General features: G+C 72.7%; 18 protein-coding genes. 12 read left to right on the top strand and 6 right to left on the bottom strand.

The window, feature by feature from the left end; translation table 11 throughout:
- Positions 1-23: 23 nt before the first annotated feature.
- The 7 genes from ACFWXC_RS09730 to ACFWXC_RS09700 all read left to right on the top strand — a co-directional run bounded on the left by ACFWXC_RS09730 (position 24) and on the right by ACFWXC_RS09700 (position 10,508).
- Positions 24-1,559: an ABC transporter substrate-binding protein gene (locus ACFWXC_RS09730; protein WP_384475791.1), complete on the top strand. Its 1,536-nt coding sequence runs from the start codon at positions 24-26 to the stop codon at positions 1,557-1,559.
- Positions 1,556-2,590: an ABC transporter ATP-binding protein gene (locus tag ACFWXC_RS09725; protein ID WP_384475788.1), complete on the top strand. Its 1,035-nt coding sequence runs from the start codon at positions 1,556-1,558 to the stop codon at positions 2,588-2,590. The genes ACFWXC_RS09730 and ACFWXC_RS09725 overlap by 4 nt, the downstream gene beginning before the upstream one ends.
- A complete protein-coding gene (locus ACFWXC_RS09720; protein ID WP_384475785.1) occupies positions 2,587-3,423 on the top strand; it encodes an ATP-binding cassette domain-containing protein in 837 nt (278 codons plus the stop codon). Before ACFWXC_RS09725 ends, ACFWXC_RS09720 begins: the two co-directional genes overlap by 4 nt.
- Entirely contained in the window at positions 3,420-5,570 is a 2,151-nt protein-coding gene (locus tag ACFWXC_RS09715; RefSeq protein ID WP_384475782.1) for a trehalase family glycosidase, read from the top strand. Before ACFWXC_RS09720 ends, ACFWXC_RS09715 begins: the two co-directional genes overlap by 4 nt.
- On the top strand, positions 5,567-7,180 hold the full coding sequence (locus tag ACFWXC_RS09710) for an FAD-dependent oxidoreductase (RefSeq protein ID WP_384475779.1): 1,614 nt from the start codon (positions 5,567-5,569) through the stop codon (positions 7,178-7,180). The genes ACFWXC_RS09715 and ACFWXC_RS09710 overlap by 4 nt, the downstream gene beginning before the upstream one ends.
- Positions 7,180-8,277, top strand: coding sequence for a dihydrodipicolinate synthase family protein (locus tag ACFWXC_RS09705; RefSeq protein ID WP_384475776.1), 1,098 nt, complete (start codon positions 7,180-7,182; stop codon positions 8,275-8,277). Before ACFWXC_RS09710 ends, ACFWXC_RS09705 begins: the two co-directional genes overlap by 1 nt.
- A gap of 101 nt (positions 8,278-8,378) precedes the next feature.
- Entirely contained in the window at positions 8,379-10,508 is a 2,130-nt protein-coding gene (locus tag ACFWXC_RS09700) for an exo-alpha-sialidase (RefSeq protein WP_384475773.1), read from the top strand.
- Between the two features lie 34 nt (positions 10,509-10,542).
- Here the strand turns inward: ACFWXC_RS09700 and ACFWXC_RS09695 are convergent, their stop codons facing one another.
- Positions 10,543-11,694, bottom strand: coding sequence for a lactonase family protein (locus ACFWXC_RS09695; RefSeq protein ID WP_384475770.1), 1,152 nt, complete (start codon positions 11,692-11,694; stop codon positions 10,543-10,545).
- Between the two features lie 207 nt (positions 11,695-11,901).
- Here ACFWXC_RS09695 and ACFWXC_RS09690 point away from each other — a divergent pair, with 207 nt between their 5' ends.
- Entirely contained in the window at positions 11,902-12,804 is a 903-nt protein-coding gene (locus ACFWXC_RS09690; RefSeq protein ID WP_384475767.1) for a helix-turn-helix domain-containing protein, read from the top strand.
- 190 nt (positions 12,805-12,994) lie between these two features.
- Positions 12,995-13,963, top strand: a complete 969-nt coding sequence (locus ACFWXC_RS09685) for an SMP-30/gluconolactonase/LRE family protein (RefSeq protein ID WP_384475764.1) — start codon at positions 12,995-12,997, stop codon at positions 13,961-13,963.
- A 56-nt stretch (positions 13,964-14,019) separates the two neighbouring features.
- On the opposite strand, the gene ACFWXC_RS09680 is transcribed toward ACFWXC_RS09685, so the two are convergent.
- Complete coding sequence (locus tag ACFWXC_RS09680) at positions 14,020-14,862, bottom strand: alpha/beta fold hydrolase (protein WP_384475761.1); 843 nt, start codon at positions 14,860-14,862, stop codon at positions 14,020-14,022.
- A gap of 205 nt (positions 14,863-15,067) precedes the next feature.
- Here ACFWXC_RS09680 and ACFWXC_RS09675 point away from each other — a divergent pair, with 205 nt between their 5' ends.
- From ACFWXC_RS09675 to ACFWXC_RS09665, 3 genes are read left to right on the top strand one after another with little or no spacing between them, the layout of a single operon-like run.
- Positions 15,068-15,769, top strand: a complete 702-nt coding sequence (locus ACFWXC_RS09675) for a type 1 glutamine amidotransferase domain-containing protein (protein ID WP_384475758.1) — start codon at positions 15,068-15,070, stop codon at positions 15,767-15,769.
- 15 nt (positions 15,770-15,784) lie between these two features.
- Positions 15,785-17,167 carry an NADP-dependent succinic semialdehyde dehydrogenase gene (locus ACFWXC_RS09670; RefSeq protein ID WP_384475756.1) on the top strand — a complete coding sequence of 461 codons (1,383 nt, stop codon included), beginning with the start codon at positions 15,785-15,787 and terminating at the stop codon, positions 17,165-17,167.
- A 19-nt stretch (positions 17,168-17,186) separates the two neighbouring features.
- A complete protein-coding gene (locus tag ACFWXC_RS09665) occupies positions 17,187-17,990 on the top strand; it encodes a maleylpyruvate isomerase family mycothiol-dependent enzyme (protein WP_384475753.1) in 804 nt (267 codons plus the stop codon).
- Between the two features lie 23 nt (positions 17,991-18,013).
- On the opposite strand, the gene ACFWXC_RS09660 is transcribed toward ACFWXC_RS09665, so the two are convergent.
- The 4 genes from ACFWXC_RS09660 to nac form a co-directional block, all read right to left on the bottom strand.
- Positions 18,014-19,045 (bottom strand): L-idonate 5-dehydrogenase, encoded by a 1,032-nt coding sequence (locus tag ACFWXC_RS09660; RefSeq protein ID WP_384475750.1) that lies wholly within the window; start codon positions 19,043-19,045, stop codon positions 18,014-18,016.
- A 20-nt stretch (positions 19,046-19,065) separates the two neighbouring features.
- Complete coding sequence (locus ACFWXC_RS09655; protein WP_384475748.1) at positions 19,066-19,833, bottom strand: SDR family oxidoreductase; 768 nt, start codon at positions 19,831-19,833, stop codon at positions 19,066-19,068.
- Positions 19,830-20,825 (bottom strand): 2-hydroxyacid dehydrogenase, encoded by a 996-nt coding sequence (locus tag ACFWXC_RS09650; protein ID WP_384475745.1) that lies wholly within the window; start codon positions 20,823-20,825, stop codon positions 19,830-19,832. The genes ACFWXC_RS09655 and ACFWXC_RS09650 overlap by 4 nt, the downstream gene beginning before the upstream one ends.
- Positions 20,826-20,913: 88 nt before the next feature.
- Positions 20,914-21,831, bottom strand: a complete 918-nt coding sequence (nac, locus tag ACFWXC_RS09645; RefSeq protein ID WP_384475741.1) for a nitrogen assimilation transcriptional regulator NAC — start codon at positions 21,829-21,831, stop codon at positions 20,914-20,916.
- Positions 21,832-22,017 lie beyond the last annotated feature (186 nt).

Below are 22,017 nucleotides of genomic sequence, written 5' to 3'. Positions count from 1 at the left end.
CGTTCCCAGACAGGAGCACCTCCATGACCAAGACGCGTGCGTACGGGCGGAGCCGGCTGATCCGGCTCGCCACCACCTGCACGGCGGGCGCGGCCCTCCTCGCCGCCTGTTCGACGACCTCCGGCGACGACAGCGGGGGCGGCGCCTCGGGCGACGTGACGGTCGCGGGCACCTACCCGATCGAGAGCCTGGACCCGCACGGCGCCCAAGGAGCCTCCACCGGAACGCAGTTGGCCGCGCAGGAGATCTTCAGCCGACTGGTGAAGCCGACCGCGGACGGCACCCTCAAGGGCGACCTCGCCAGCTCCTGGAAGCCCAACAAGGACGTCACGCAGTGGACGTTCACGCTGCGCTCCGGCGTGACCTTCTCCGACGGCTCCGCACTCGACGCCGACGACGTGGTGGCGTCCTTCCAGCGGATGATCACCCTGAACGGCCCCAACGCCGGCAACTTCCCCGGCTACACGATGACCAAGGTCTCGCCCACCGAGGTGGTGCTCAAGAGCCCGGCGCCGGACGCGTCCGTCCCGGGCAAGCTCGGCACCTTCTACGTCATCCCCTCCGGCGTCGGCAAGGAGGACACCGCCTTCTTCAACCACCCTGTCGGCTCGGGCCCGTTCACGGTCGACGGGTTCACCCCGGGCCAGTCGCTGGTCCTGGTGCCCAACAAGAAGTACGGGGGCACGAAACCCGCGCTCCACCAGGTCACCGTACGCAACGTCCCCGACCTGTCGGCGCGCCTGACCGCGCTGCGCACCGGCGAGGTCGACGTCGTCTGGGGCATCCCGGACGACCAGCTGGCCTCGCTCAAGGGCGACAAGAAGCTGACCGTGCAGACGGTGCCGAGCAGCGCCGAGTTCACCATGTGGTTCAACTCCTCGACCCCCGCCCTCAAGGACGCGAAGGTGCGCAAGGCGATCTGGCAGGCGGTCGACTTCAAGACCATCATCGCCAAGCTCTATCCGGAGACCGGCAAACCGGCCGACGCCCCCGTCACCGGCGTCGTCCTCGGCCACGTACCGCAGACGCCGGTGGCCTACGACCCGGCCGCCGCCAAGGCCGCGCTCACCGCCGCCGGCTTCGACTTCTCCAAGAAGCTGCGGCTCCAGTTCGCCAACGACGAGTTCCGGCCCTTCATCCAGGCCGTCGTCTCCGACCTGCAGAAGGCCGGCGTGCAGGCGGACCCGCTGGAGAAGGAGCAGGCCACCTTCACCGAGGACCTGATCGCCCTCAAGTGGGACATCAACTTCCAGCAGCTGGCCACCCCCAGCTACGACGCGGCCAGCAACCTCGGCCGCCTCTACACCTGCGCCGCCAACCGGATGGGCTACTGCAACAAGCAGCTGGACGGACTGCTGGCGTCGGCGGGCGCGACGGCCGACAAGCAGAAGCGCACCGACCTCTACGGCCGGGCAAGCGAGATCATCTGGCGGGACGCCGTCGGGATGTACCCGATGTCGGTGAGCATCGCCTACGCCTGGAACAGCGACCTGAAGGGCTTCGTCCCCGACGCCAGCGGCCTGCCGGACTTCGCCACCGTACGGACCGACGGCTCGTGACCCCCGCCGGAACCGCACACGAACACGGGGCCGCCGCACCGGCCCCGCCCGGGACCGACGGGCCGCCGCTGCGCGTCGACGACCTGGTGGTGGAACTGCCCGGCCCGCACGGCACCCGGGTACGCGCGGTGGACGGCGTCTCCTTCGACGTGCCGCGCGCCACCACCGTGGGGCTGATCGGCGAGTCGGGCAGCGGAAAGACCATGACCGCCCTCGCGGTCCTGGGCCTGCCTCCCGAGGGCGCCACCCTGGCGGGCCGCTTGCTCTGGCAGGGCGAGGACCTGATCGCCGCCGACCCGGCACGGCGCCGGGCGGTACGCGGCCGGGAGATCGCGATGATCTTCCAGGACCCGCTCGCCGCGCTCAACCCGACCCAGCGGATCGGCCGCCAGGTCGGCGAGATCCCCCGCCGGGACCGGCTGCCGCGCGCCGAGGTGACCCGGCGGGTCGTCGAACTCCTCGACCGGGCCGGCGTGCCGGAGCCGGAGCGCCGGATGCGCGCCTACCCGCACGAACTCTCCGGCGGCCTGCGCCAACGCGCCATGATCGCCATGGCGTTGGCCGGCCGGCCCACCCTCCTGCTCGCCGACGAGCCCACCACCGCGCTCGACGTCACCGTGCAGTCCCGGATCCTGCGGCTGCTCGCCGACATCCAGACGGCCGACGGCCTGTCGATGCTGCTGGTCAGCCATGACCTGCGGGTCGTGTCGCACGTCGCCGAACAGGTCGTGGTCATGTACGCGGGGCGGGTCTGCGAGCGCGGCCCCGCCCGCGACGCACTGCGGCGCCCCGCCCACCCCTACACCGCCGCCCTGGTGCGCAGCGTGCCCGCCGTCAGGACCCGTACCGCGCTCGCCGATCCGCTGCCGGGCGCCCCGGCGACACCGGCGAACCGGCCGTCCGGCTGCGCCTTCCATCCGCGCTGCCCGCTCGCCCGCGCCCGCTGCCGCGCCGAAGTACCGGAGGTGCGGGAGGTGGCACCGGGCCGCCGGAGCGCCTGCCACTTCGCGGAGGAGGTGCTCGGGTCGTGAGTGTGACCGAGCGCGCCCTCCTCGATGTGCGTGAGCTGCGCGTCAGGTACGGCGGGCGGGGGCCGGTCCGCCGGGGTGGTCAGGTCGCCGTCGACGGGGTGAGCCTGTCGGTCGCACCCGAGGAGACACTCGGCCTGGTCGGCGAGTCGGGTTCCGGCAAGACGACCGTGGCCCGGTGCGTGGCCGGACTGCTGCGGCCCGGCGCCGGGACGATCGCCTTCGACGGCCGCCCGCTCGCCCGCGCGGGGCGCAGGCCGCCCGAGTTGCAGCGCGCGGTCCAGATGGTCTTCCAGGACCCGCGCTCGTCTCTGAACCCACGGATGACGGTCGCCGCGATCATCGCCGAGGTGTGGAGCACCCATCCGGTCACCGCGCCCGAGGGCGACCGCACCGAGGCACTGCACCGGCTCCTCGCCGACATGGGGCTCGACCCCGAGGTGGCGTCACGGCGCGCCGGGGACCTGTCGGGCGGCCAGTGCCAGCGGGTCAGCATCGCCAGAGCGCTCGCGGTACGGCCCCGGCTGCTGGTCTGCGACGAGGCGGTGTCGGCGCTCGACGTGTCGGTGCAGGCCCAGATCCTGCGGCTGCTGGTGGATCTGCGGGGCAGGCACCGGCTGGCGATGCTGTTCATCTCCCACGATCTGGGGGTGGTGCACCAGATCGCCGACCGGGTGGCGGTGATGCACCGGGGCGTGATCGTGGAGGAGGGCCGGACCGGTGAGGTGCTGACCGCACCGCGCCACGCGTACACCCGGGCCCTGCTGGACGCGGCCCTGGACCTGGACGACTCGGTGCCCGGCGACGGCACCGCCGACGACAAGGCGGGCGTATGAGCACGGTGACTCCGGCGCCGACCGGCTGGAACACCTGGGACGTCCGTACACACACCGGCATGAGCCGGCTGCCGGACGGCCCGCGGGTGCGGTTCGGCGTACTCGGCCCCGACGGCCCGGTCCTCGACGGCTTCACCTGGCGCGACGGCCTCGACCGCCTGGGCCCGCACACCGTGGACGGCAGCTACGCCGAGGTGACGGTACGCGCGGCCGGCCACCGCCTGCACCTGACCTTCGCAGGCGGCCCGGGCGACGTACTGGACGCGCGAGCCGAGAGCACGGGCGCGATCGTGCTGTCGGTGGAGGGCCTGGACGATATCGAGGAGCCGACGGGCCAGACGACCACCGTCCGCGCGGGCGGCGCCCGTTGGACGGTCACCACGTCAGCACCGGCCCGCAGGGTCGGGGGCCCGGAAGGGGCGCTGGTGCTGGCGTTCGACGGCGCCGTGGAAGTACAGGTCGCGCCCCGTAGGGGCGCGGGGAACTGCGCGACCAGCCACAGCGGCGCCGCAGCCGACCGACGGCACATCACGGCGCTCACAGCGGGGCGCCTCGCGGCACACCGCGCCGCCGCCGACCGGACCCGGCTCTGTTCCACCGGCTGGCTAGGCGAAGCCGCATCCGCCCTGACCAGGGCCGTCACCTGGAACACCGTCTACGCCCCGGACATCGGCCGCGTCCTCACCCCGACCTCGCGGGACTTCGTCTGCGCCGAGCGGAAGGGCTTCTACGGCACCTGGGCCCTGCATGCCTGGGACACGTTCTTCACCGGCCTCGCCGCCTCCGCCGTCGACCGGGACTACGCGCGCGGCATCTTCGGGCAGATCCTGCCGTACGCGGACGAGGCCGGGATGATCCCGAACCGGGTCTCGGACGAGCGGGGCCGCACCGACGACCGTTCGCAGCCGCCGGTCGGCGCACTCACGGTCCACCAGGCCTATCTGGCGGGCGGCCTGTCGCCCGGGACCCGCGACACGGCCCTCCTCACCGACACCTTCCCGGCGCTGCTGGCCTGGCACGACTGGTGGCCCCGGGCCCGGCGCGGGCCGCACGGCCTGCTCGCCTGGGGTTCCGACCCGATCGCGGGCGACCCCGCGTCGGCGACCCTGGACCGGGCCAAACGGGAGTCGGGCCTGGACGATTCGCCGATGTACGACGAGGCCCGGTACGACCCGGCGACCCACACCATGGACCTCGCCGACGTCGGCCTGAACGCCCTGCACATCGCCGACGCCGAGGCCCTGGCGGACATCGCCGGGGTCCTGGGGCAGGGCGCGACGGCCGACCGGCTGCGCGCCGAGGCCGCCACCGCCAGGGCGGTCGCCGACCGGCTGCTGTGGGACGAGGAGCGCGGCGGCTACCGCAATCTCACCGCAGCGGGTGCGCACGATCCGCATGTCTCGCCGACCATGCTGTACGCGCTGCTCGGCGGGTTGCCGGACGCCGACCGTGCGGCGGCCACGGCCACCGACCTGCTACGGCCCGAAGTGCTGGGCGGCACCCGCCCGTTGCCCAGTGTGGCCCGCGACGACCCGGGCTTCGCCGCCACCTACTGGCGCGGCCGGATCTGGGCACCGATGGCCTATCTCGCCGTCCGCGGGCTACGGCGGTACGACCTCACCGGGCTGAGCCGGCCGGTGGTCGGGGCCCTGCTGCGGCTGTTTCTCGACGAATGGCGGGAGTACGGCCATGTCAGGGAGAACTATCCGGCGGTGGCGGGCGAGAACCTGACCGGTCTCCAGAAGCGGTCGGACGGGCTGATGGCCTGGGGCGGGCTGCTGGCGTTTCTCGCCTTCGGGGAGCTGGCGGACGCGCGTCCCGACGGCTGGCGGTTCGCGCATCCGGGCGAGCCGGCCGAGCTGTGCAACCTGCCGCTCGGCGAAGGCCGCCTCGACGTCCGGGCGGCCGGCCGGCTCACCGTCGGCCTCGACGGACGGACCCTGCTGGACATGGCGCCCGGAGTCGTCGTACGCGGATACCTGCTGACCGGCGACCGCGTGAGCGGGACCGCCGAGGGCGTCGGCGACCTGCTCGTCACACCACCGGGCGGCGGTCCGCCGGTGCGCGTGGAGGTGGCGGGCGGACCCCGGAGCTTCACGTTCGGCCCGGTCGGAGGACGTCACGCACAGGAGGGGAGCGGCACATGAGCGCGGAGACGGCGACGGCCACGGACATCCTCGTCGTGGGCGGGGGCCTCGGTGGCGTGGCCGCCGCGCTGGCCGCCCTCGACCGGGGACGGTCGGTGCTGCTCACCGAGGAGACCGACTGGATCGGCGGCCAGCTCACCAGCCAGGGCGTACCGCCCGACGAGCACACCTGGATCGAGCAGTTCGGCGCCACCCGCACCTACCGCGCGCTGCGCGAGGCGATCCGCGACCACTACCGGACGTGGTATCCACTGACCGAGGAGGCCCGGCGGCGCCGGTATCTCAACCCGGGCGAGGGGCGGGTGAGCGCGCTCTGCCACGAGCCGAGGGTGGCCGCCGCCGTGCTGGAGGCCATGGTCGCGCCGTATGTGGCGGCCGGCCGGCTGCGGATCCTCTACGGGTACCGGCCGGTGGCCGCGTCCGTGGACGGCGACCGGGTGCGGTCCGTGGTCGTCGAGGGCCCGGACGGCACCCTGGTCGAGGTGTCGGCGCCGTACGTCCTGGACGCGACGGAACTCGGCGACCTGCTGCCGCTGACCGGCGCCGAGCACGTGACGGGCTTCGAGTCGCGTCGGGACACCGGGGAGCCGAGCGCGCCGCAGGAGGCGCAGCCGGCCAACATGCAGGCGTTCTCCTGGGTGTTCGCCGTCGACCACCGGGCCGGCGAGGACCACACCGTCGACCGCCCGGCCGGTTACGACGGCTGGGCCGCCTACCACCCCCCGCAGTGGCCGAACCGGCTGCTGAGCCTGAGCGCGCCCGACCCGAGGACGCTGGAGACCGTACCGCGCGGTTTCACCCCGAACGCCGACTCGGGGCCGGTGGTCGCCGACCAGAGCAAGGACGCGGGGGACAAGGAGCTGTGGGAGTTCCGCCGGGTGGTCTCCCGGAAGCTGTACCGGCCGGGCTTCGCCGCGAGCGATGTGACCATCGTCAACTGGCCCATGATCGACTATCTGCCCGGGCCGCTGATCGGGGTGGACGACAAGGAGCGGGACCGGCATCTGGCGGGCGCCCGTGAGCTGAGCATGAGCATGCTCTACTGGCTGCAGACCGAGGCGCCCCGCCCCGACGGGGGCACCGGCTGGCCGGGACTCCGGCTGCGCGGCGACGTGTTCGGTACGGCCGACGGGCTGGCGAAGGCGCCGTACATCCGGGAGTCGCGGCGGATCGTCGCCCGGCGCCGGATCGTCGAACAGGACCTGTCCCTGGCCGTCCGGGGCGAGCGGGGCGCGGTGCGCTACCCGGACTCCGTCGGCATCGGGATGTACCGGATCGACCTGCACCCCTCCACCGGCGGCGACACCTACATCGACGTCGCCAGCAGCCCCTTCCACATCCCGCTGGGCGCCCTGCTCCCCGTACGGCTGCGCAATCTCCTCCCCGTGTGCAAGAACATCGGCACCACCCACATCACCAACGGCTGTTACCGGCTGCACCCCGTCGAGTGGAACATCGGCGAGGCGGCCGGATCCCTGGCGGCGCACTGCCTCGACCACCGCCTGGAGCCGGAGCAGGTGTACGAGGACCCCGAGTCGCTGAGCCGCTTCCAGACCGAACTCACGCGCGCCGGGGTCGAACTGGCCTGGCCCGAGGTCAGGGGGTACTGATGGACAGCCAGGGCAGAGAGGCCGACGGGGAGAGACGGGCCGGGCGGCCCAGTTCAGGAGGGTCAAGCGAAGCGCCCCAAAGGGGCGCGGGGAACTGCGCGATCAGCCACGACGGCGGCGCAGCGAAACGACGGCAGATCACGGCACTCACAGCGGAGCGCCTTGACGACGGCAAGAAGCGGCAGCCCGACGGCCGCGCGTTGCTGACCGGCGTCACCGTCCCCCTGGTCACACCGATGGACCGCCTGGGACGGCCCTCGGCCCCCGCCGCCGACGCCCTGCTCGGCGCCCTCGCCACGGCAGGCGCCCGCGGCCTCATGCTCTTCGGCAGCAACGGCGAGGGCCCCCTGCTCCCCACGGCGGAACTGGGCGAGTTCGCCGTGGGGGTCGCCAGACGCTGGCGCCAACTGGTCGACGGCGGCCCGGTGTTGGTGAACGTCACCGCTCCCGGCACCGCCGAGGCGCTGGCGCGGGCGGCGGCCGTGCTGCCCGCCGCGCCGGACGCGCTGGTCCTCAGCCCGCCGATCTACTTCCACCACCGGCACGACGAGATCGTCGCCCACTACGCGGCCCTGGCCGGCCTCGGCGTCCCCGTCGTCGCCTACAACGCCCCCCGCTACAGCAATCCGCTGACGCCCGCCCTGCTGGACGAACTGACCGGCCTCCCGCACCTCGTGGGCATCAAGGACAGTTCCGGCGACCTCGCCCTGTTCGGTCACGCCCTCGCGGCGGCCCGCCGGCGCGAGGACTTCGGGATCAGCCAGGGCGCGGAGCGGCAGGCGCTCGACGCACTGCGCCTCGGAGCCGACGGGGTGGTCCCCGGAGTGGCCAATCTGGCGCCCGCCGCCGCCGTCGACCTGTTCCGGGCCCACCGCGACGGCCGGGACGCTGCCGCGAGCCGCGCGCAACAGCTGCTCGACCGGGTGCTGGCGCTGCACACCGTACGACCCGGTGTGCCGGCGGTGAAGGCCGTCCTGGCCGCACGAGGTCTGTGCCCGCCGCATGTCGCGGCGCCCTTCACCCCGTGCTCCGACGAGGAACGACACGCCCTGCTCGACCTGCTCGCGCCCCTCGACGCCCATCTCATACGCGCCTGATCCGCACGCTCCTCGTTCCTGAACCGGTACGTGCCGGCACCCGCTCCGCCGTACCGCCGCCGTACCGCCTCCTCCGTTCCGCCCGAAAGGGGTGGCCCACCGTGTCCGACAACGGACCGCAGCACACCGCCATGAACCGCAGATCCTTCGCCCTGGGCGTCGCCGGCGTCTCGGCGGCCGCCGCTTTCGGCCCCACGGCCCTGGCGTCCCCGGCCCACGCCGCCGACCGATCGTCCGCGTCCGGCCGGCACGGCACCTTCTTCCAGGAGCAGACGCTCTGGGACTCCGCCGAGGGCCCGCTCGTGAACTACCACGTGCACGCGCTGGCCGTGCTGCCCGACGACACCGTCCTGGCCGTCACCGAGGGCCGGCACGAGGTGTGCGACGCCGGGCCGCGGGATCTGCTGCTGCGCCGCAGCACCGACGGCGGCCGGACCTGGGAGGAGAGCCGCACCCTGGTCACCTCCGTCGACGGCGAGTCCTGGGGCAACCCGGCGCTGGTCGTGGACCGGCGGACCCGGGAGGTCTTCCTCTTCTTCATGCTCTCGCTCCGGCTGCCGCAGAACACCTCCTGCTCGGGCGACTCGGGCGACCTCTACCTGATCTCCAGCCGGGACAGCGGCCGGACCTGGGGCGAAGTACGGCACCTGGCCGGCCTGTTCGACGGGTTTCCCTACAACTGGGCACTGCACGGCCCCGGTCCCGGCCACGGACTCCAGCTGAGATCCGGCCGGCTGCTGCTCAACTGCCTGCACCGCAGGGTGATCGTCGGCAACACGGTGGCCGAGCGGTACTACGGAGTCGCGCCGATCTACAGCGACGACCACGGCGCCACCTGGCAGGCGACCGGCGAAGTGCCCGTACAGGTCGCCTACCCCATCAACGAGGCGCGGATGGTGCAGCGCGCGGACGGCAGCGTGCTGGTGAACGGCCGCGCCGCGGCGGGCGGGGAGGGCCAGCGGATCGTCTCCGTCAGCGAGGACGACGGTCTGACCTGGTCGCAGCCGGCGCTCGACGGGGGCACCGGCTCGTTCAACGCGGTGGACGCGAGCCTGTTGCGCCTCACCGGCGGCCCCGGCGGCCACGGCACCGACCGGGTGCTGTTCAGCCGCCCCGACTCCCCTGTCAGACGCAACATGACGGTGTCGGTCAGCTACGACGAGGGCTACTCGTACCGCTACTCGCGGGTCGTCAACGAGAACCGTGCCTTCTACTCGGACCTCGCCCACCTCTCCGACGGCACCGTGATCCTGCTCTACGGCTGCGACGGCGACGCGGCGAGCGTCCCGCTCCGGGTCAACGTCTGCCGTTTCTCGCTCGACTGGCTGACCCGCGGCCGCGACAGCCTGCGCCACGGCCCCCACTACCGGGAGACCGTCGTCGCCCTGGCCGACACGCACCACGAGGTCACCGGCGGCGCCGTGACCACCGCCGACGACCCGCCGGCGCGCGGCGGGTCGCGACTGGTCCTGACCCCCGAACAGGTCGGAGGCGCGGTCGAGTTCGCGATCCGGGTGCCGCGCACCGGCGAGTACGAACTGCTCCTGCGCCACTACCGCTCGGCGGACGGCGGCCTCGCCACCGTCACGGTGGACGACGGCACCGTCCTGCCCGCCTACGCGATCGACACCACCGCGCAGACGGCGGCCGGCTTCGACCTGGCCCACCTCGGCACGGCCCGGCTGCGCGCCGGGCGGCACACCGTGCGGTGCGCGGTGACGGGGACCGGCAGGGGCGGCGGGACCCTGCTCGGCCTCGACTCGCTCAGCCTGATCGAGGCGCCGGGCTCCGCCGACGTCCGCGCGGAGGTGGTCGTGGACAACGACCGGCTGGGCTTCGAGGTGGTCTCCGGCAGCTGGCCGACGGCGACGGCGGACCCAGGCTTCTGGTCGGGCAACTACCGGACGGCGCCCGCCGGTTCGGGCACCCGGAAGGTGCGCTGGCGTCCGGCCGTACCCCAGGACGGCGCCTACGAGATCCAGGCGTCGTATCCTCCGGCGGCCACCCGGGCGAGCAACGCCCCCTACACCGTCGTCCAGGCGGACGGCACGGCCACCACCGTCCGGATCGACCAGCGGGCGGCGGGAACCGCCGACCCGCGCGGCGGGACCTGGGTCTCCCTCGGCGAGTACCAGCTGGCGGCCGGTCTCGGCACGTCGGTCGAGCTGACCAACGACGCCGACGCGACGGTGGCCGCCGACGCGATCCGCCTGCTGGGCCCGCGGACCTGACGTCCCGGGGTGCCGCCGGAGCGGCGGCCGGCGGCTACAGGGCGACGATGCCCTCGCCGCCGACCGCGTCCGGGACGGTGACCGAGCCGATCGCGGTCAGCGAGCCGTCGTGGTTCACCCGGAACTCGTCCACGATGCCCTTGGCGCCGGTCTGCGCGTAGAGGTAGCGGCCGTCCGAGGAGACGGCGGCGTCGACGGTGCCGCCGTCGGTGGCGGTGTCGCCGAGCGGGACGAGGCCGTGCCGGCCGCCGGTGCGGAAGCCGGACAGGCTGTTGCTGCCCGCGTTGGACGCGTACAGGTGGCGGCCGTCCCGGACGATCCAGCAGGTCGCGGCCTGCCCGGTGGCGGCGGGGGAGCCCACCGGGGTGACCTTGCCGTCGCGGGCCACGGTGTAGGTCGCCACGGTGTTGGTGCCGGCCTCGGTGACCTGGAGCCGGCCCGCGGCGTCGAAGATGAAGCCGAACGGCACGGTCCCGGGCTCGGAGTTCACCACCGGCTCGCGGGCCGGGGCGCCGGAGCGGTCCAGGGGGAAGACGTCGATGCTGTTGGCCGCGGCCTTGGTGGTGACGACCAGCCGGGTGCCGTCGGGCGTGAACGCGATCTGGCCCGGGGTGTGGGTGAACTGGGGCGTGGCCGTGGGGTCCAGGCCCAGGCCGCGCTGCCAGGAGTGCACGGTGGCCAGCCGGTCGCCGACCCGGACGAACCCCTGCACGGAGCCTCCGTCCAGGGCGTTGAGGACGTAGACCCGGTCGCCGTGGACGGCGATGCTGACCGGGAAAGAGCCGCCGGAGGCCACCTGCTGGGTGCGTGTCAGCCGGTCGCCGTGCACGGCGAACACGGTGACGGTGTCGCTGCCCGCGTTCACGGCGTAGAGGAGCTGGTGCGCGCGGTCGTAGGCGAGCGAGCCCTGTGAGGCGAGGTGGTCCACCACCGAGCCGGCCAGGCTGCCGCCCAGGCCGCCGGTGGGGTAGCGGCCCGCGGCGGTGAGGGTGCCGTCGGCCTCGCGGTCGTAGGCGACGATCGCGTTCCCGGCCGGGCTGTCGGTCTGCACGAAGACCGCGGAGCGGGGCTGCGCGCTGTGGTGCGAGGCGGCGGCGGCCGGGACGGCGAACGCGGTGGCCACGGCGAGGGCGGCGGTGCCGATCGAGGCGGCGATACGGACGGTGCGGGCAGGCGTCATCGTCATTCTCCGTGTGTGGGACGGAAGTTCGGAATGACTGAGACGTTAGGTCGGCCAGGCCCGCGACAACCGGGCGAATACGACATACCGCCTGGACGTCCGCGACCCGTAAGGATTGCCCGCCGTGCGGTACGGCCGTGGGCGCCAGACCCGCCGGTGCCTATCCACGCCGGGGTCAGGCTGTGCGGTCGGGCCCGGCCCATACTCGGATCCATGAACGGAAAAGTGCGGCTCGGGGAGTTCCTGCAGACGCGGCGCTCCCAGCTGCAACCGGAGGATCTCGGGATACCCGGCTACGGGGAGCGGCGCCGGGTGCCGGGTCTTCGGCGCGAGGAGCTGGCCTCGCTGGCGGGTGTCAGCGTCTCCTACTACACCCGGCTGGAACAGGGACAGTCCCTGAACGCCTCACCGCAGGTACTGGACGCGATCGCCCGGGCCCTGCGGCTGGAGGAGGCCGAGCGCCTGCACCTGCACAACCTGGCCCGGCCGTCGGACACGGGCTCAGGACGCGGCCGCCGGCCCGCCCCGGAGCGGGTGACGGAGGCGACCGGCCAGCTGCTGGAGGCACTGGTCCACATCCCGGCGATCGTGAGCGGCCGGCGCGGTGACGTCCTGGCCTGGAACCGGCTGGGCCATGCGCTGTTCGCCGGACACCTGGACCCGGGCGCCCCGGACCGGCCGGCGGAGCGGCCCAACATGGCCCGGCTGGTCTTCCTCGACGCGCACACCCGTGACCTGTACGCCGACTGGCCGGCCAAGGCCAGGGCCGTGGTGGGGAATCTGCGCCTGGTGGCGGGCCGGCACCCGGACGACACCGCGCTCCACGCGCTGGTGGGTGAACTGAGCGCGAAGAGCACGGACTTCGCCTCGATGTGGGCCGACCACCGCGTCACGGCGTGCGCCGTCGCGACCTACGAGATGCGGCATCCGCTGGTCGGCCCACTGACCGTCACCCAGCAGACCCTGAGCCAGGGCCCGGGCCCGGACCAGGGGCAGAACATCGTGGTCGCCACCACCGAGGCCGACTCGCCCGCGCGGACCACGCTGGACCTGCTCGCCCAGGTCAGCCCGCAACACGACCCGGCGCGACCAGGAGTCCGGGCCGGCTCCGGCTGACCCGGCACCACCCCACCGGACGCCGGGCAGACATCCGCGAGCGCCCGTCGCTCCCTCCACTCACCCGCGTACGGGCGGCCACGGCCGCCACCCGAAGCACCCGGCGCATCAGGCCTCCGGCCGAAGCCGTTCCCCCAACCCCCGCGCGTCGGCGTACCGCTGCCGCATGTCCGAAAACAGTGAAGGAACCATGTTCAGGAACACGTTGTCCAAGTCCGCCGCGGCAGCCGCCGTACTGACCGCAGGAGCGGTCGCCGCGGCCACCCCCGGCGTCGCCTCGGCCGTCTCCGCCCCGCTGAGCTGCGCGCACGTCGCCGCGCACTTCGACCTGGCCCGGCACCAGACGCCCGAGAACATCGCGCTGGCTGCCGACGGCAGCGCTTACGTCACCTTCGCCGCCGCCCGCCAGGTCGCCCGCATCACCCCCGGGGGGTCCACCCGGATCCTGGCCACCCTGCCCGCACCCGCCGACGGCGGCAGCCACACCCCGGTCCTGGGCTTCGCCCTGACCACCGGCATCGTCCGCGCGCACGACGGCACCCTGTACTTCCTCTACGCCACCGGCACCGCCGACCTGACCGGCCTGTGGCGCCTGCGCCCCGGCGGCGCACCGCAGCGCATCGCCGCGCTGCCCGCGGCCGGGCTGCCCAACGGCCTGGCCCTGGACCCGCGCACCCGGACCCTCTACGTCACCGACTCCGTCCTCGGCACCGTCTCGAGCGTGCCCACCACCGGAGGCACCCCCCACACCTGGTCCACCGCCCCCGAGCTGGCCGCCACCGGATTCCTCGGCGCCAACGGGCTCAAGTTCCGCGACGGGGCGCTGTGGGTCACCAACCTCGACCGGGGAACCGTCCTGCGCATACCCGTCCTGCGGGACGGCCGCGCCGGCCAGGTCGAGACCCGGGCCACCGGCCTGGCCGGGATCGACGACTTCGCCTTCACCGGCCACGGCGACCAGATCCTGGCCGCCCTCAACGGCCCCGGCGAGGTCGCCCTCGTCCAGCCCGACGGCACCCACTCCACCGTCCTGACCGCCGCCGACGGCCTGCAGAACCCCACCTCCATCGCCCTGCGCGGCGACACCACCTACGTCCTGAGCGCCGCGTACGTCACAGCGAAGGACCCCAACCTCCTCCTGGCCCACCTGAACGAGTAGCCCCCACGCCGTGCAGTCGGCCCTGCCGGGCGGCGGAGGCCGCCCGGCCGTTCGCCCTACTGCTGACCGGAGTTCCGGGCCGCGCTCACGATGAGGTCCGTGACCTCCTGGGGGTGGGAGATCAGGGACACGTGCGAGGAGTCGATCGCCACGGTCTTGCGTGCGTGGGCGCGCTTGGCCTCGTACCTCTCGAGGCTCGGGTTGATCGCCCGGTCCTGGTTGCCGACGAGTACGTAGACCGGCTTGTCCCGCCAGGCCGCCTCGGTGAGCTTGTCGGTGAACGCGGACTGCGCGATCGGGCGCTGTGTCGCCGCCAGCACGGACGCCTGCTGCTGCGGGAGGTCCTGGGCGAAGGTCGCGTGCAGCTTGCCGGGCTGGATGTACACGTCCGTGCCGGTGGTGCCGTCGCCGTTACGGAACGGGACCGGCTGGAACGCCTTGGTGAGCGGGACGGCCGGGAACTTGCTGGAGAGACTGGAGAACGACTCGCCCTTGTCCGGCATGATCGCGTTGATGTAGACGAGCGCCTTGACGTTGTCGAGCCCGGCGGCCGCCTGCGAGATCACCTCGCCGCCGTAGGAATGTCCGACGAGGACGATCGGCCCCTTGATCGTCTTCAACAGGCTGTTCAGATACGTGGAGTCCTGGGGTATGCCGCGCAGCGTGTTGGGCGGGGCGATGACCTGGTAGCCATCCGCCTGGAGGCGCTGCACCACGCCGTTCCAGCTGGACCCGTCGGCGAACGCTCCGTGTACGAGGACCACGGTCGGTTTCTGGCCCTCCGAGGCGCTGCCGGCGCCGTCCGCCGCATGCGCCGGCACCACGGTCAGGGCGGCGAGCACCGCCACCGCGAGGGCCAGTCTGCCCTCGCCCGATTTCAAGATCCCAGAGGCGGTCATGTGCTTCCCCTTCCTCGGCGTGCAAAGTGAGAACAGGAAGGCCGATATCGGGCGTTCGATCAGCCTAGTCCGGTATCGACGGCGGTCAAACGGAGGGATCGCGACGATGGGCAGGGGGCCATGAAACTCCGAGTTGCAGCCCCCAAGAGGCCTGCTCAGACTGGTTACATATGCCTGCTCATCCACGGGAGTTTCGGAGTTTCTCATGGCCAAGATCCTGTGCGTACTGACCGGCGCCAGCTACTGGACCCTGAAGGACGGGCACCGACATCCGACCGGCTACTGGGCCGAGGAGTTCGTGGCGCCCTACAGCGTGTTCACCGACGCGGGACACGAAGTCACCGTGGCAACTCCGCATGCCGTCGTTCCTGTTGTGGACACGATGAGCCTGGAGTCGCGCATGGCGGGCGGCGAGGAGAACTCCCTCCGGGAGGAGGCCGTCATCGAGTCGGCGGACGAGCTGCGGCATCCCATCTCCCTCCAGGACGTGCGCCTCGAGGACTACGACGCGGTCTACTACCCCGGCGGACACGGCCCGATGGAAGACCTCTCGGTCGATCGCGAATCCGGGGAACTGCTGCGCAACGCACTCGCCTCCGGCCGTCCCCTCGGCATCGTCTGCCACGCCCCGGCCGCCCTCCTCGCGACCCGGGACGCGAACGGCGACACGCCTTTCGCGAACTACCGCCTGACGGGTTTCTGCAACGAGGAGGAAGCCGGCGTCGGTTTCGCCGACAAGGCCAAGTGGCTGCTGGAGGACGAGCTGAGGAAGCTGCCCACCGAGTATTCGAAGGGCCCCGCCTGGGAGCCGTACACGGTCTCCGACCGCAACCTCTACACCGGGCAGAACCCGGCGTCCTCGGGTCCCCTCGCCAAGGAACTCGTCGCCGCTCTCGCCACACCTTGACGCCCTGGGGCAGACATGGCCATCGCAACGACAAGTCCGGTGACAGGTGAGGTCCTCAGGAGCTTCGACGAACTGACCCCTGAGGAACTCGAGGACAAACTCGCCCGGGCGGCGGCCGCGGCCGCCTCGTACCGGCTGACGAGCGTCGAGGAACGGGCGGGGTGGCTGCAGCACGCGGCCGAACGCCTGGAGAAGGAGGTCGAGAGCGTCAGCCGGATGATCACCGAGGAGATGGGCAAGACCTTCCGCGCGGCCGAGCAGGAGGTGGCCAAGTGCGTGCACGGGCTGCGCTTCTACGCCGCCGAGGGCCCCGGGTTCCTGCGGGACCTGGACGGTGACGGCGCACGCGTACAGGCCAAGCAGACGTTCGTGACGTACCAGCCGATCGGTGTGGTGCTGGCGGTGATGCCGTGGAACCTGCCGCTGTGGCAGGCCATGCGGTTCGCGGCACCCGCGCTGATGGCGGGCAACGTGGGCCTGCTCAAGCACGCCTCGAACGTGCCGCAGTGCGCCCTGTACCTGGAGGAGCTGTTCCGTGACGCGGGCTTCCCCGACGACGTGTTCCAGACCCTGCTGATCTCCTCGGGGCGGGTGGAACAGGTGCTGCGCGACCCGCGGGTGGCCGCCGCGACACTGACCGGCAGCGAGCCGGCGGGACGGTCGGTGGCCGCCATCGCCGGCGACGAGATCAAGAAGCTGGTCCTCGAACTCGGCGGCTCCGACCCGTTCATCGTCATGCCCTCCACCAACCTGGAGCGGGCCACCGATGTCGCAGTCAGGGCGCGGACCCTGAACAACGGGCAGTCCTGCATCAACGGCAAGCGGTTCTTCGTCCACCAGGACATCGGTGAGGCGTTCATCGGGATGTTCGTGGCGAAGATGGGCGCGCTGACGGTGGGCGACCCGATGGACGAGGGCACCGACGTCGGTCCGCTGGCCACCGAGTCCGGCCGGCGGGACGTGGCGGCCTACGTCGACGACGCCGTCGGCAAGGGCGCGACGGTGCTGCTGGGCGGCCGGATCCCGGACGGGCCCGGCTGGTTCTACCCGCCCACCGTGCTGACGGACATCACCCCGGAGATGCGGATGTACCACGAGGAGGTCTTCGGCCCCGTGGCACAGGTGTGGACGGTCGCGTCCCTGGAGGAGGCCCTGCGGGAGGCCAACGGGCATCCCTACGGCCTCGGTTCGAACCTCTGGAGCGAGGACGAGGCCGACCGCGAGCTGTTCGTCCGTGACGTGCAGTCGGGCATGGCCTTCATCAACGGCAACACGACCAGCTACCCCGAGATCCCCTTCGGCGGCGTCAAGCGCAGCGGTTACGGCCGTGAGCTGTCCGACCTCGGCATGCGGGAGTTCATGAACGCCAAGACCGTCTGGATCGGCCAGGACGCCTGAGATCGCGGAGGAAGGAACCATGACCCGTGCCGGCCTCGCCGCCGCGCGTTCGAGCACGGCGGACCTGGCGGAGATCGTGCTGCGGACGGACGACGGGCAGTGGGAGCTGCCCTCGGCATGCGCGGGCTGGCGGGTCATCGACGTGATGGCCCATCTCGCGGCCCTCGCCTCGGAGGCGGTGCACCCGCCGCCGCCCGACCCCGCGCTGCCGAGGAACCGCGAGCGCTACCACGACCTGCGCGTCGACGAACGCCGGGACCAAAGCCACGCCGAAGTCCTCGACGAGTGGCGGCACAGCACCCCGCTCCAGCTGGACCTGCTGGAAGCGGCTCAGGAGCCGCCCGGCGCCGACGAACCGGTCGAGGTGGCCGGGCTCGGGACGTATCCGCGCCACCTGCTGGCGAACACCATGGCGTTCAACGTCTTCTGCCATCTGCGCAACGACCTGCTCGCCCCGGACGGCCCGCTCCCCTTCACCCTGCCGGAGCCGACCGACGAACTGGTCGCCCCCGCCGTCGACTTCATGCTCGCCGGGCTCCCCCAGATGCAGGGCCCCGAACTCACCGCCACCGTCGGCGACCCCCTGGTCCTCGACCTGACCGGTCCGGGCCCCACCACGGTGACCGTCCTGCCCGCGACCGGGCCGGACGGGCGGCTGACCGTGGCCCCGGGCACGGTCGCGGACGCGACGACCCGGGTGCACAGCACGGCACTCGACTTCATCGCCTGGGCCACCACCCGCAAGCCCTGGCGCGACCACTGCCGCATCACGGGCGACGCCGCCACCGCGACACCGTTCCTCGACCGCCTCAACATCGTCTAGCGGAGGCCACGCCCCGGCCGGGATCATTCGCCGCCCAGGTCCAGCAGGACCTTGGACGCCCTCGTGCGGTCGCCTGCCAGGTCGAACGCCTCGACCGCGCGGGCCAGGGGCAGGGTGTGGCTGACGACCGGGCCGACGTCCAGGCCCGAGGCGAGGAGCGCGAGCGCGTCGTCGAACTCGTGGTCGAAACGGAAGGCGCCCCGGAGGGTGAGCTCGCGGGTGACGACGACGTTGCCGAGGAAGCCGGTCTCGCCGGGCGGGAGCAGTCCGAGGAGGACGACGGTGCCGCCCCGGCGGACCCGCTGCACACAGGTGCCCAGGCCCGCCCCGGAGCCGGACGCCTCCACGGCCACGTCGACGTCGTCGGGCCAGGCCGGGTCGTCGGGGCGGTCCGCCCGGACGGTGGCCGTGGCGCCGACGCTCCTGGCGATGTCCAGCGGGGCGTCCAGCAGGTCGCTGACGATCACCTCGGCGGCTCCCGCGTGCCGCAGCGCGGCGACCACCAGGGAACCGATCGGACCGGCACCGGTGACCAGCACCCGCCGGCCGGCCACCTCCCCGGCGCGGCGCACCGCGTGCAGGGCGACGGAGAACGGCTCGGCGAGTACGGCGCGACGCGGGTCGAGCCCAGCCGGCAGCGCCCGTACCTGGTCGGCGGGGACGACGAACCGCTGGGCGAAACCGCCCTGGACGTGCGGCATCCGGGCGGCGCTGCCGAGATAGCGGGCCTGACCGCACACGTTCCGCCGGTCACGCGCGCACTCCGGGCAGGTCCCGCACGGGGTGGCCGGGTGGACCGCCACCGGGGTGCCGATCGCGGGGCCGCCCTCGGCACCGGGGCCGAGGGCGGCGATCCGGCCGACGACCTCGTGGCCCAGCACCAGGGGTTCGCGGACCTGGAAGTCGCCGACCGAGCCACGGTGGTAGTAGTGCAGGTCCGAGCCGCAGATGCCGCCCAGGGACGCGGCCACCAGCACCTGTCCGGGGCCGGGCAGACCGGGATCCCACTCCTCGACCCGGAGATCGCCCGCCTTGTGGACCACGCATGCGTGCATGTGATGCTCCTTCCCCCGGGTCACAGGACCGACAGCATGCCGCCGTCGACGTACAGCACCTGCCCGTTGACGAAGTCGGACGCGGGGGACGCCAGGAAGATCAGGGCGCCGATCAGGTCGGAGACCCGGCCCCACCGGCCGGCCGGGGTCCGCCCCCGGACCCATGCGCTGAACTCCTCGTCCGCGACCAGGGCCGCGGTGAGTTCGGTCTCGAAGTAGCCCGGCCCCAGGCCGTTGACCTGGATGCCCGAGGGGCCGAGGTCCGCGCACATGCCCTTGGTCAGCAGCTTCAGCCCGCCCTTGGTGGCGGAGTAGGGGGCGATGCCGGGCCGTACCGTCTCGCTCTGCACCGAGAGGATGTTGACGATCTTCCCGTGCCCGCGCGGGACCATCCGGCGGGCGACCTCCCGGCCCATCAGGAAGGCGCTGGTGAGGTTGGTGCCGACCAGGCGGTGCCAGTCGTCGTCGGTGAAGTCGACCAGCGGCGCGCGGTGTTGGGCCCCGGTGTTGTTGACGAGGATGTCGATCGGGCCCACCTCGTCCTCGATCGCGGCGATGTTCGCGGCCACGGCGGCGGAGTCGGTCACGTCGAAGGGGTAGGCGAACACGGGGGTTTTTCCGGCGAGTTCGTCGCGGGTGCGGGCGAGGGCCGTCCCGTCACGGCCGTTGAGGACGACCGTGCAGCCGGCCTCCAGCAGGCCCTGGGCCAGCGCCCGCCCGATGCCGCGGCTGGAGCCGGTGACCAGCGCGGTGCGCCCGGCGATGTCGAACAGGGGGCTGGGTGTCATGCCGGCTCCGCCTTCGTGCCCGGCAGCGGCGTGCGGGCCGGGTGCCCGTCGAGGACGTCCAGGACGTTGTCCACGGCCAGGTCCACCATCGCCGCACGGGTCGCCTCGGTGGCCGAGCCGACGTGCGGCAGGGCGAACAGGTTCGGCCGGGCGGTCAGGTCGGCCACGTCCGCGCCGCGCGGCTCGCGTTCGTAGACGTCGAGCCCGGCCGAGTGCAGGCGGCCCTCGTCGAGGGCGTGCAGCAGGGCGGCCTCGTCCACGACCCCGCCCCGGGAGGTGTTGACCAGCGTCGCGGTCGGCTTCATGGCCCGCAGTTCCGCGGCGCCGATCAGGTGGCGGGTGGCGTCGGTGAGCGGGACGTGCAGCGAGACGATGTCGGACTGGGCGAGGAGCTGCGGCAGTGCGACCGGGGTGGAGAGGCCGTCCGCGGCCGAGCCGGACCGGTCGTGGTGCAGTACGCGCATGCCGAAGCCGGTGGCGCGCCTCGCCACCGCCCGGCCGATCTGCCCGTAGCCGACCAGGCCCAGGGTGGCACCGTGCACGTCCAGGCCGAGGTAGTCATCCATCCGGAACAGGTCCCAGGCGCCGGACTGCAGCGCGTCACGGGCCACACCCAGCCGGCGGCGGGCGGCCAGGATCAGTGCGAACGCCAGGTCGGCGGTCGTCTCCGCCAGCACCCCCGGGGTGTGGGTCACCACGACCCCGCGCTCGGCCGCGGCCCGCTGGTCCACACCCTCGAACCCCATGCTGGCCAGGCTGACCACCTTCAGGGAAGGACCGGCCGCGTCCAGCAGTCCGGCGTCGATCCGGTCATTGCCGAGGGCGAGAACGGCACTCACGCCGCCCTCGGCCGCGGCGAGCGAGGCCAGTTCGGCCGGCTCCGGCCGGCCCGTGCCCGTCCAGCGCACGACGTCCGTGTCCGGACGGGACGCCAGCCGGCGCAGCCCCCCGCCGGGCAGAGTGCCACGAGTACTGAGCACGCGCTCTTTCATCCACCACTCCCACGCTGCTTCTGCGTTACGACGGTGAAAACGTTAGTCAGCGCTCAGCCGACGCGACCAATACCGGATTCGTGTGACGTCATCGGGCGCCGGGATTCCCGCCGAATTCGTTGATCAGCTCGTGAAAGAGGTCGTGTACGGCGAGGGCGGGTTCCGACAGGGGCTGGTGATCGGACGTGCACAGGGAGAGCTTCACCTCGATCGTGGGGTCGACGATCCGCCGTACCACCAGACTCCGTACGTCGAGTATGGCCTGGGCCGCCGACCAGGGCAGCACGGTGGCGCCGAGACCGGCGCCGACGGCACTGGTCAGGGTCAGGACCGACTCGATCTCGCCGACGACCTTCGGTTCGAGGGAGACGTGGCGGAAGGCGGCGTCCACGACGTGCCGGATGGTGTGGATACGGCTGGGCAGCAGCAGGCCCACCCCGGCCAGCTCGGCGATGGAGACCTCGTCCCGGTCGGTCGCCGGACCGGTGCCCGGCGCGGCGACCAGGTACAGGTCCTCGGTCCGCATCGGTTCGAACTGGACACCGCGTACCGGGCCGGCGTCGTAGATGAACGCCATGTCCATCCGGCCGGTCATGATCGCCTCGCTGATGACACCGCCGAAGTTCTCGTTGATGTGCAGCAGGATGTCCGGGTAGCGCTCGCGCACGGCCCGCAGCAGCGGCAGGGCCAGCGCGGCGCCGGTGCTGTACGGGGCCAGGCCCACCGACACGCTCCCGGCCGGCGCCCGCCCGGACACGTCGACCGCCGCCTGCGCGTGTTCGAGCTGGCGCAGGATCAGCTGGGCATGGCGGTAGAGGGCGCGTCCGGCCTCGGTCGGTGCCACCCCGCGCTTGCTGCGGATCAGCAGCTGCTGCTTGAAGTGCGTCTCCAGCATCGAGACCTGCTGGCTCAGCGCGGGCTGCGCGATGTGCAGGATGTCGGCGGCGCGCGTGATGCTCCCGGCGTCGACGATCTTCACGAACGAGTACAGACGCCTGGTGTCCATCGGCGACCTCCAGCCTGACAGGAGGGCTCATCGTACGGGCGGTCCTGGCGGCCCGAGCCTGAGCGGTGTCATATCCCGCCCTTATCACGTCACACACAACGGGTATTTGAAGCGCCGATCCCCCGGTACTACGGTCACCGAAACGCGAAATTCCCGGGCGGCGGCGACCCGCCGAAGAAATTGCAA

Source organism: Streptomyces sp. NPDC058683, from assembly GCF_042716195.1.
Classification (GTDB): Bacteria; Actinomycetota; Actinomycetes; order Streptomycetales; family Streptomycetaceae; genus Streptomyces.
The sequence above is the reverse complement of the archived record's forward strand: the minus strand, read 5'-3'. Positions and strand labels throughout refer to the sequence as shown.

Coding starts and splice junctions, on each gene's coding strand:
- ACFWXC_RS09730 (WP_384475791.1), top strand. CDS start 24: ATGACCAAGACGCGTGCGTACGGGCGGAGCCGGCTGATCCGGCTCGCC.
- ACFWXC_RS09715 (WP_384475782.1), top strand. CDS start 3,420: ATGAGCACGGTGACTCCGGCGCCGACCGGCTGGAACACCTGGGACGTC.
- ACFWXC_RS09710 (WP_384475779.1), top strand. CDS start 5,567: ATGAGCGCGGAGACGGCGACGGCCACGGACATCCTCGTCGTGGGCGGG.
- ACFWXC_RS09705 (WP_384475776.1), top strand. CDS start 7,180: ATGGACAGCCAGGGCAGAGAGGCCGACGGGGAGAGACGGGCCGGGCGG.
- ACFWXC_RS09695 (WP_384475770.1), bottom strand. CDS start 11,694: ATGACGATGACGCCTGCCCGCACCGTCCGTATCGCCGCCTCGATCGGC.
- ACFWXC_RS09690 (WP_384475767.1), top strand. CDS start 11,902: ATGAACGGAAAAGTGCGGCTCGGGGAGTTCCTGCAGACGCGGCGCTCC.
- ACFWXC_RS09685 (WP_384475764.1), top strand. CDS start 12,995: ATGTTCAGGAACACGTTGTCCAAGTCCGCCGCGGCAGCCGCCGTACTG.
- ACFWXC_RS09680 (WP_384475761.1), bottom strand. CDS start 14,862: ATGACCGCCTCTGGGATCTTGAAATCGGGCGAGGGCAGACTGGCCCTC.
- ACFWXC_RS09675 (WP_384475758.1), top strand. CDS start 15,068: ATGGCCAAGATCCTGTGCGTACTGACCGGCGCCAGCTACTGGACCCTG.
- ACFWXC_RS09670 (WP_384475756.1), top strand. CDS start 15,785: ATGGCCATCGCAACGACAAGTCCGGTGACAGGTGAGGTCCTCAGGAGC.
- ACFWXC_RS09665 (WP_384475753.1), top strand. CDS start 17,187: ATGACCCGTGCCGGCCTCGCCGCCGCGCGTTCGAGCACGGCGGACCTG.
- ACFWXC_RS09660 (WP_384475750.1), bottom strand. CDS start 19,045: ATGCACGCATGCGTGGTCCACAAGGCGGGCGATCTCCGGGTCGAGGAG.
- ACFWXC_RS09655 (WP_384475748.1), bottom strand. CDS start 19,833: ATGACACCCAGCCCCCTGTTCGACATCGCCGGGCGCACCGCGCTGGTC.
- ACFWXC_RS09650 (WP_384475745.1), bottom strand. CDS start 20,825: ATGAAAGAGCGCGTGCTCAGTACTCGTGGCACTCTGCCCGGCGGGGGG.
- nac (WP_384475741.1), bottom strand. CDS start 21,831: ATGGACACCAGGCGTCTGTACTCGTTCGTGAAGATCGTCGACGCCGGG.